The 1,764-nt window shown below is 63.4% G+C and carries 1 protein-coding gene; it reads right to left on the bottom strand.

Annotation, left to right across the window (positions count from 1 at the left end; translation table 11 throughout):
* Window positions 1-491: 491 nt before the first annotated feature.
* A partial coding sequence (locus tag IP76_RS22150; protein WP_210166780.1) for a serine/threonine-protein kinase occupies window positions 492-1,764 on the bottom strand: 1,273 nt, incomplete at its 5' end.

Raw genomic sequence — 1,764 nt, 5'->3', positions numbered from 1 at the left:
TCTTGGCATTGTGCAAAGGGCGGCAGGCCACTTGAGCAAGGGGACATGCGAAAAAAGGCGGTTCAATGCAAATTAGGGAGGGCTTGGTTCGGCGGGCAGGGTTGGGGAGGATACGAGAAAAGAGTTGAGGCGCGCGGTATGGTCGCCCCGACAGCGGCGTAGGCAGGCTCAATGCATAAACAACAATTAGGTATAAGCAGAATACAAGCTTGTCAGAAGCAGGTGGGTTCACCCAAGCACAGCAGTTGCCCAGAAAGGCACGCTGGCGAGGCATGGCCAGGGTGCACACTTCGCGAATGGTGGGCGGCTGTGCAACAGCAGGCAGCCAGCATAGCAGGGCTCGAAGTGCAGCCAGCCCACAGGTTACGCAGCCCCGTTGATCGCGCTGCCGACAGCGGACCGCACAGCGGTGGCACAGAGGAAGGGGAGCGGCCACGGCGGCCCCACTCAGCAGCGCGCGGCTCGGGGGCTAGCAGGCGCCTGCCGGCAGGCTACTTGGCAAACTCCCAGGTCGCGTCGTCCTCCTCGTCCTCCTCTGCTGCCGCGTCGCAGCCTGCGTCGTCGGCACAGTCCTCCTCCTCGCCCTGCAGGTCGGCGCTGTCGGCGTCCACAGCGTCCGGGGTGCTGGCCTCTGGTGCTCCCGGCTTTTCTGAGGCTGCCTTCACTACCTCTCGCACCCCTTCAAGCAGCTCTGCTGGCAGCTGGCGTGCCATGCTTTCCTCCACGATTTTGTCGTTGAACCTCAGCGCTGCAGGGTTGATGGCCTCTAGGAACCAAGGGTGTCGCTGGATCTCCTGCAGGGAGGCCCGCTTGGACGGGTCCAGCACCAGCATGCGGCCTATCAAGTCCTTCACGCCCGGGCTCAGCGGCCTGTCTGGCGGGAAGGCGTAGTCGGCGCGCAGCGCGCGCGTCAGCATGGCATGCAGCTTCTGGTTGGGCACCAGCAGGTCGTCCTCGGGCCGCCGGAAGGGGTAGGTGTTGAGCAGCATGGCGTACAGCGCAACCCCGCAGCTCCAGATGTCCGCTTTCATGCCGTCGTACGTTGTCTCCCCTGGCTTGTTGCTGATGACCTCGGGTGCCAGGTAGGCGGGGGTGCCCACCCGGCTGGACGGCGCGCTCTGCACGTTGGTGTCCTTGGAGAAGCCAAAGTCGCTCAGCTTGATCAGCGGCCGAGGGCTGCAGTCCAGCAGCGTGTTTTCCAGTTTGATGTCCCGGCTGGTCACGCCCATGCGGTGCAGGTAGTCCACGGCAATGACCAGCTGCTGGAAGAACCAGCGGCCCACATCCTCGGGCAGGCCGCGGTGCTTGGTCACATACTCTGCCAGGTCACCCCCCGGCGCATACTCCAGGACCAGCACCAGGTGCGTGTTGGTGAGGAACACCTCCTGCAGCTCTACAATGTGCGGGTGCCGCAGCTTCATGTGATTTATGATCTCGCGCTCCACATACTTGCTGCTGATGTTCTCTTTGCCGCGTTCGATGAACTTGAGCGCAACCTGCTGCCCTGTCTGGGTGTTGAGGGCCAGCACCACGCAGCCGTATGCGCCCCGACTGAGATCCCGGATCTTGACAAAGCGTGAGTTTGCTGGCCCTCCCGCGAGCACGCCGTCGGCACCGAAGCCCGCGGAGTGGACCATTGCGGCGCAACCCTTGAAAGGGCGCTTGCAACCGTGGGCCGGGGGGTGGAGAGACTGCTGGCAGAGAGCCTGTAGCCCCGATTGGGCTCTTATTATGGTCAAAGCAACCTGCACATGCGAGTTGGGA

This window comes from Rhizobium sp. AAP43 (assembly GCF_001296045.1).
Lineage (GTDB): Bacteria > Pseudomonadota > Alphaproteobacteria > Rhizobiales > Rhizobiaceae > Allorhizobium.
This window is presented reverse-complemented; position numbering and strand designations above follow the sequence as displayed.